The sequence below is a fragment of the Methanobacterium sp. genome (assembly GCA_012838205.1).
GTDB lineage: Archaea > Methanobacteriota > Methanobacteria > Methanobacteriales > Methanobacteriaceae > Methanobacterium.
This window is the reverse complement of sequence record DUPR01000048.1, coordinates 1-7,708: the sequence shown is the minus strand read 5'-3', so window position 1 is coordinate 7,708 and position 7,708 is coordinate 1. Positions and strand designations below refer to the sequence as shown.

The following is a 7,708-nucleotide window of genomic DNA, read 5'->3' as shown; positions in this document are numbered from 1 at the left end:
TAATGGATAAATTACAAATTTCAAGTTATTTAATATTCATCATCTCAGTGGCAAGTATCGCATATGGCCTCCTGTTTAACCCAGCCAACTGGGTAGTTTACGGAATTTCCATTATATTCATACCTTCTGGAATACTCTCCTTTGGATTGATAGTAATGAAAAAAGGTTCGAAAGAGGAAGAAGAAGACAAAACCAGGGAACCCTTTATCGGATACTGAGAATTAAAAAAAATAATAGGACTAACTAAACGGTGATCATATTGAATCTTATGGCAAACATTCTGTTAAACGTTCTCATCGCGTTCCTGGTGGGGAGTGTCCTTTTTGGATTCCAGAGGAAAATTATGGCCAGAATACAAATGAGACCAGGACCTCCTGTCATTCAACACCTCCTACACACATTCAAATTTTTCGTAAAGGAATCATCATTCCCTAAAACTGCGGCAATGCCTTTTTATATAGCCATAACTGCAATGTTATGTGTTATATGGGTTTCTGCTGTCATTGTTGGTCCAGTTACCCAAGGTTCACTGCTACTGATCTTTGCAATTTACGCTCTACACAAGATTGTGGAACACAATGCAGGTTCATCCTCAGGCTCACCTTATGGTAAATTAAGTTGTGTGAGAGCAGTTTTCTCAGCAGCAGCCGAGGTCCCCTTATTTGCAGTGCTCATCATAATCTACTTCAAAACTGGAACCATGGACATATCCCAGATTGTTAGTTTCCAAACTACTAATGGTCCCTTAATATATAGCATACCACTGGCAGCAGCCATGTTTTTTGTATTGATTTTGTCAAAAGCACCCTATTCCCCTTTCGCCATAACCAAGGGTAAAGATATTATTTCAGGTTACGAAACTGAGCATTTCGGATTACTCCGGGGTTATTTGATGATTTCAGAATCAATAGCATGGTACATGCTTCTGTGGGTGTTTTTAACAGTTTTCATTGGAGGTCTCAATCCATTACTGTACTTAGTAGGAATGGTTATTTTATCAACAGTAGTGGCTTTTATAAACGCCACAACTCCAATCCTAAACCCAAATCATTCAATTATGATGCAAGCCAGTTTAGCATTAATCGGAGTAGTAGGTTCCTTAATTCTACTACTATAACTTAAGGAGAATAATAAAAATGGAAATTAAAGAAAATGACACATTGTTCCTCATGACGCTGGCAACCTTTGGAGCGGTTCTAGCCAGTGGTTTGGCAGTTTTATTACAGTGGATCATAGTTTTACCTCTAACCCTGGCGGTTTTAATATTGATGATATTAACTTATCTCCTTTATAAAAAAAGAGTAATACACTTATCCGAAAGTGGCGAAATCTGGGTGATGATATTAACCCTTTTAGCTTTCATAGCATCCTTTATTTACCTTTATCGTCCGATTTAATGGTGATTTAATGAGTGAAACAATTTATCTCCTTTACATACTTTCATTTGTACTGGGATCAATCCTAGGATTAGTATTGAGTTATAAAAAATATAAGGCCCCCTATGCTATTGGAAATATAGACATATTAGCCTTAATATCATCTGTAGTCGGCTGGTTTATGGTACTTAATAGCATTTTAATCCCTTTTATAACATCATATATCACCATAACCATTGGTGTGTTTTTATTAGCACTGGTTTTAGGGATGAGACCAGGTTATGGTAGAAATGAAACATTTATTGGTATAATAATTGCTGGTACTATCTGGATAATTAGGACGGTGATCCTTTGAAAAATGAGAATGTGGGAAAAGATTCCAAGGAAAAAATTTCCCACGAAGATAAGGTGCTTCGGACAATGAAGATGCGCATCATCGACAGTTATCGTTGGAGAGTGGACATTATTGAACCATTTTCAAAAGAATTTGGTATCTCTGAAGAAGATTTTAAAGAAATGTTGATAAAGAGGTTAGATATGGCCAGTTTAGAAGCCCTTCACGCTCGTTATGAATCATCCCAACATTACTGTATTAAAGAAAAAGTGCATGCTGATTTAAAATTGTGCTGGCTTTCTGATGTTATGAACATATTAACCAATGAACAAACTGAAAAGATCAAAAATAAACTTGCATATGAAATTTTAACCCAAGGAAAATCATATGAAGAAGCCATTGAAGATGGTAGGAAAGATTTACTGGAATATTTAATGAGATAAATAGAGGTAAAGCAATGTTAGATGCCCTTAAAGATGTTGTAAGGAAAAGTTCAATTCATGTATGTCTTATTAACACTGGAGGATGTAATGGCTGCGATATTGAAGTGGTAGCCCTATTATCACCTCGATACGACTTAGAACAATATGGAATATACGTGCATAACAACCCCCGTGAAGCTGATGTGTTACTAATTACTGGAGCAGTTTGTGAGCAATGGAAAGAAAACTTGCAAAGAATTTATTCTAAAGCACCGGAACCTAAAGTTGTGGTGGCAATCGGAAACTGCCCACTGACTGGAGATGTGTTTAACCAAGAAGGATCAAGCGTTTATGCCCCAGTATCAGATTTCATACCAGTGGATGCGGAAATACCAGGTTGTCCTCCACGACCTGCAGAAATTTTAGCAGCAATCTTGGCAGTGGGGCCAGATGCCATTGCAGCCAAAGGGAGGCAGAAACCATGATACTTCCAATAGGACCTATACACCCCGGATTAAAGGAACCTGTACGTTTAAAGCTTGAAACACAAGGTGAAAAAGTTATTAGTGCAGAGATCGATTTTGGATATGTTCATCGTGGCATAGAAAGAGTAATGACAGGAAAAACATGGCAAAAAGGCATATATCTCTCAGAGAGAGTGTGTGGAATATGTTCTTATATTCACACCCAGACATTCGCAGAGACCTTTGAAAAAATCGCAGGGGAAAGAGTTCCATTAAGAGCACAATACTTAAGATCCCTAACCAATGAACTGGATAGAATACAAAGTCACTTTATTGCTAACTCAACTTACTTTAAGGCTATTGAGCACGAAACCTTGTTTATGTACATGTTACACTTGCGAGAACCCATAATGGATGCTATTGAGTTATTGACAGGTAACCGTGTGAATATGGGCTGGAATGTTGTGGGGGGCGTTCGAATGGACGCTGAAGAAAAACACCTTAACAGCATATATCAGATAATTAAAAATTTAGAAGAAGAATACGATAAATATGTTGAAATGTTCGAGGAAGGTCCACTTTTAGCCCTCAGATCAAAAGATGTGGGCAAAATGAGCAAGAAAGATGCAATTAAAGGTCGTGCTGTTGGACCAATCGGAAGAGGTTCCGGCCTCAAACATGATGTTCGTGAGGAACATCATACCTATAAGGATGAATTTGACTGGAAAGTTATCTGGAGAAAAGAAGGGGACAATTACGCCCGGACTATGAACCGTTTTGATGAAATCACAGAATCCATCAAAATTATCAAACAAGTTATAGAAAACATACCCCCGGGAGATGTACGTAAAAAAATAACGATCCCAGCCGGATACGCTGATTGGAGAAATGAAGCACCACGAGGAGAAGTTGCTTACATGGCTGAGACTAATGGAAACCTCATACAAAACATCTCCATTAGAACGCCCAGTATCATGAACATCGATGTTTGTGGAAAGTACATGTTACAAGATGTTGCAACAGTTGCTGATGCAGTGGCTACTTATGCCAGTGTCGACCCATGTGTAGCTTGTACTGAAAGAGTGATAATTCTTAATGAAAAAGGAGAAAAAAAGGAGTTTGATGGACTTCATACAGTTAAATATCTCCAATAATAGTAAATCTAAAAAAAAACTGACGAATTTGAATAATTAAATTAGAAAATATATTTTCCAAGAAAAAGTTGATGCCTATGTCATCAGTAATCTGGTATCTTTATGAATTTGCCCGAAAATCATGGGCTGAAAGTTTCGCTGTAGCTAAAACTAATGCTGAAATTGTGGAAGCACCTGAACGTTTCCGTGATTTTCCCCAAGTTTTCCCAGAGTATTGTATAGCGTGTGGAGCATGTATTGCAGCGTGTCCCGCACCTCATGCTATTAAACTTGTTAGAAGTGAAGATAATGCTGAGGAAGAAGGGCAAACATACCCTGTTATAAATAACCGAGGTTGTATTCGCTGCGGATTCTGTGCAGAAGTGTGCCCAACTGATCCGAAAACACTTACTTGTGGTGAGAACCATCTTATCCGTGAAGATTTCACAATTTTGCCCACGGAAAAGATGTTTGTTATTGATGATTATCTTTGTATCCGATGCAAAAAGTGTTTAAAGGCTTGTCAGGTTGAAGGTGCTATTGTTGAGGAAGATAATAAAATTGTCATCGATCAATCCAAGTGTATTGCTTGTGGAGATTGTCTAGATAGTTGTCCAGTGAAAGGGGCAATAAAGGGAATCTACATTGACCATGTTCAGGAACAAAAAGATATTATCAAAATCATTGTTAACTCTCTTGAAGAGAGTATAGAAGAAAAAAGAGATGACATCACTCATTTACAAGAGGATGAGATTTATAGATTTGATTTTGACATAGGCGAATTGGTAGAACGTGCCAGATCCATACTCTCAGACGATGATATAATTCTGGATATATTCCAGAAAATCACTGACCGGCTGAAACTGCGCATAGTCACATGGGATGATGAAAAATGCAAACATTGCCAATTATGTGTCAATGAATGTCCATCCGGAGCCATAACCTATAATGAAGAAGAAAATAGAGTTATAAGAGATGCTGAAAAATGTCTCCGCTGCAGTACTTGTTACCAGACTTGTCCATTTGGTGTGGCAGGTTATTTCGTTGCCAGATTCCTATTAGACCCCGTGTCTCTAGACACTGGCGTTATTCATGTCACAGTTAAACCATCTCAGTTACCTATAGGAGCTGATTAAAATTCCCACTGCATCAGATACCCCTGAAAAATTAAAAGAAACAAAAAAAGCCTACAAACCACTCCGGGATGTGGAAGTAGAATACGAAATTGACCATGAAAAATGTGCTTCTTGCAGTGAGAGGCCATGTCTTAAAGCCTGCCCAGTAAATGCTGTTCATGAGGTCCTGCCAGATAATCATATAGAAATTGATGATAAATGTTTTGGATGTGTTCTTTGCAGGAATTCCTGTCCGTATGATGCTATAAGCATGAAAACTACCCTATCCAAACCCCGTAGAGAGAATGTTCCTAATATTAACACTAAATTATGTCGACAGTGCGGTGCGTGTGTTGATGCTTGTCGTACTGGGGCTATTCATTTTATCTCTTCTGGCAAAGAAGAAGCTCATTGTGAAATAGATGAAGATAAATGCATTCGTTGCGGATATTGTTCCCGTGTTTGTCCCACAGAAGCCATAAAATATGGTGAAATTCTCCCTCGTTCAGTAGTTGGTGGTAAAGCCATTGTGGTTAACGACAAAAAATGCATTGGATGTATGACTTGCACCAGAGTCTGCCCATCCAAGGGTGCAATTAATGTGGCAAAAATGAGTAAATTACCTTACATAAATCCTTCTTACTGTGCAAGGTGTGAGGAGTGTATGAACACTTGTCCCTCCACCGCAATCAGATATTCATCTCGTAAAAGAGCCTATGAAAGATATAATAAGATAAAAACTATGGATATTGTTTCGGAACTCCTGGAGAAGGAAAGCAAAAAATTATCCCAAGAAAGTGTCAAGATAAATTCTATTCTGAATGACATCACCCGTGAAGTGAGTTACAGTACCGAAGAACCTGAATTCAGCAAAGATGTTACAAATCTGGTTAAAACTGAGATAAAGGCACTTGTAGGCGATAAACTTGATATTGGAGATGTTTGTGAGATCATTCAGGCTACTTCACCCCATCGAGAAATAATGGTGAGTGAAGACACTTGTATTGGCTGTGGAGCTTGCATAAAAGAATGTCCAGTAGAATGCATTGAATTAGAAATGCCTTCACCAATTCATATTGGAGAGGATTGTGTTTACTGTGGTCAATGTGTTGAAACTTGTCCTTTCCAAGCCATCACCCTAAAAGAAGAGTCTTTCCGAGTGGAAGGCGGTCGTATTATCTTTGAAAGACGAGACATTGCTGGGCCTTCTGAAGGAGAAGTGATTATTGATTCTTTGGCTTGTCAAAGATGTGGGGTGTGTGTGAATAAATGTCCAGTAGATGCAATGACCCTTGAAAATGACGAGGTTAAGGTGGATCATGACAAATGTATCTTTTGTGGGGAATGTCAGAGAATATGCCCTACAAGAGCAGTTGAACTCCGCCCTAAAGATACATAAAATTCATTTTGGAATATAATGGTAATCTGATGGTCCAAAGGGAGGATGTCAATTGGGTAATAAATTCTTTGTTTCTGACTGTGAAGGGCCGATATCTTTAAATGACAATGCTTTTGAACTGGCAGGACATTTTATAGATGATGGTGAAAAATTTTTCCAGATTATTAGTAAGTATGATGATATTTTGGTGGATGAAATAAAAAGACCAGGATATAATGCTGGTGATACTCTAAAACTTATATTACCATTTTTAAAGGCATATGGCGCTACTAATAAGGGAATGGAGGAATTTTCATCCAAAAATGTTTTACTGGTGCCTGGTGCCATGGAAACTCTCGGCCAAGTAAATAGAACCATGCCCTCCTTTATTGTCAGCACCAGTTACGAACCATATATCCGGGCTCTTTGTGATTTAACTCATTTTCCCTTTGATCACTGTTACTGTACACGTTTAGATCTGGAAAGTCACTCCTTAAATGAAGCAGATGAATTTAAGCTTAAAGAATTCCATTTATCAATCATGAAAGACCCTGAATTTGAGAACTTAGAACGCATTTTCTGGCAAGAAATTCCAAGGATGGAAATTGGTTCCTTGTTTAAGGAAGTTAAACCAGTTGGGGGAGAAGCAAAAAAAGAGGCAGTGCAAGATATTATAAAACAAAATAATTTCGAACCCCAAAACTTGATCTATATTGGTGATAGTATAACCGATGCTGAACCCCTACGCTTCGCCAGAGAAAACCATGGCTTGGCAGTATCATTTAATGGCAATAAGTATGCACTTAAAGAGTCATCAATAGCCATAATTTCGGATAATACACTTATAACTTCTATAATAACTGACCTGTTCAATCAGTATGACAGTGAAGTTGTGCTGGAATTTGCCAGTTTATTTGGAGAAAATCCCCAAGATACATTGGCAAAATTTGATGTTAAACAAGAACTAGCCATGGAACTGGACAAAACCAACACCAGAATAGAACTAATTACATCTGAAAATTTGGAAGAATTGATCAATGACAGTAGTTTATTCCGTAAACAAATAAGGGGAGAATCAATAGGAGGCCTAGGGTAAATGGTTAATGTTTTAAAAAATCCTTCTTGCGAAAAAATTGAGGATACCTATGCTGAGGCTTTTAATGGAATATGCTGCAGAGTCATTGTCACCGCTGATGATGAGGAAACCCTAAAAAGAGCAGCCTATGATGCCACATCCACACCAGGAACAGTTATTGGCCGAGTAGAAGGGGGCATAGAATGCTGGTTAAATGAAAATCAGACCCCTGACGGCCGTAAAGGGGCGATAATCCATTTTTGGTATGATAAAGAGGATCCAGAAAAATTCGAAAAGGAACTTTCCTACCGCATCAGGCAAGATATATTGGTGAAACCATTCACATCTATTTTTGATGCATCAATCAATCCTACCGGTTACATTAACACATTAAAACATGTGGGCCACTGT

11 protein-coding genes are annotated in these 7,708 nt (G+C 38.1%); all 11 read left to right on the top strand.

The window, feature by feature from the left end; all coding sequences use genetic code 11:
• Positions 1-2 precede the first annotated feature (2 nt).
• Entirely contained in the window at positions 3-218 is a 216-nt protein-coding gene (locus GXZ72_07450; GenBank protein ID HHT19379.1) for a DUF788 domain-containing protein, read from the top strand.
• A 41-nt stretch (positions 219-259) separates the two neighbouring features.
• A complete protein-coding gene (locus GXZ72_07445; protein ID HHT19378.1) occupies positions 260-1,117 on the top strand; it encodes an NADH-ubiquinone oxidoreductase in 858 nt (285 codons plus the stop codon).
• A gap of 19 nt (positions 1,118-1,136) precedes the next feature.
• The gene (locus tag GXZ72_07440; protein HHT19377.1) at positions 1,137-1,397 is read left to right on the top strand and encodes a hydrogenase; all 261 of its coding nucleotides are present in this window, start codon (positions 1,137-1,139) and stop codon (positions 1,395-1,397) included.
• A gap of 10 nt (positions 1,398-1,407) precedes the next feature.
• Entirely contained in the window at positions 1,408-1,731 is a 324-nt protein-coding gene (locus tag GXZ72_07435) for a DUF2104 family protein (protein HHT19376.1), read from the top strand.
• Positions 1,732-1,796: 65 nt separating this feature from the next.
• Positions 1,797-2,153, top strand: a complete 357-nt coding sequence (locus GXZ72_07430; protein HHT19375.1) for a DUF1959 domain-containing protein — start codon at positions 1,797-1,799, stop codon at positions 2,151-2,153.
• Between the two features lie 14 nt (positions 2,154-2,167).
• Positions 2,168-2,617, top strand: coding sequence for an NADH-quinone oxidoreductase subunit B family protein (locus tag GXZ72_07425; protein HHT19374.1), 450 nt, complete (start codon positions 2,168-2,170; stop codon positions 2,615-2,617).
• On the top strand, positions 2,614-3,750 hold the full coding sequence (locus GXZ72_07420; GenBank protein HHT19373.1) for a hypothetical protein: 1,137 nt from the start codon (positions 2,614-2,616) through the stop codon (positions 3,748-3,750). Before GXZ72_07425 ends, GXZ72_07420 begins: the two co-directional genes overlap by 4 nt.
• 77 nt (positions 3,751-3,827) lie before the next feature.
• Positions 3,828-4,865, top strand: a complete 1,038-nt coding sequence (locus GXZ72_07415) for a 4Fe-4S binding protein (protein ID HHT19372.1) — start codon at positions 3,828-3,830, stop codon at positions 4,863-4,865.
• Between the two features lies 1 nt (position 4,866).
• On the top strand, positions 4,867-6,243 hold the full coding sequence (locus GXZ72_07410) for a 4Fe-4S binding protein (protein ID HHT19371.1): 1,377 nt from the start codon (positions 4,867-4,869) through the stop codon (positions 6,241-6,243).
• A 52-nt stretch (positions 6,244-6,295) separates the two neighbouring features.
• Positions 6,296-7,318, top strand: a complete 1,023-nt coding sequence (locus tag GXZ72_07405) for a hypothetical protein (GenBank protein HHT19370.1) — start codon at positions 6,296-6,298, stop codon at positions 7,316-7,318.
• Positions 7,319-7,708: formylmethanofuran--tetrahydromethanopterin formyltransferase (locus tag GXZ72_07400; protein HHT19369.1), on the top strand; the 390-nt coding region annotated here is incomplete at its 3' end.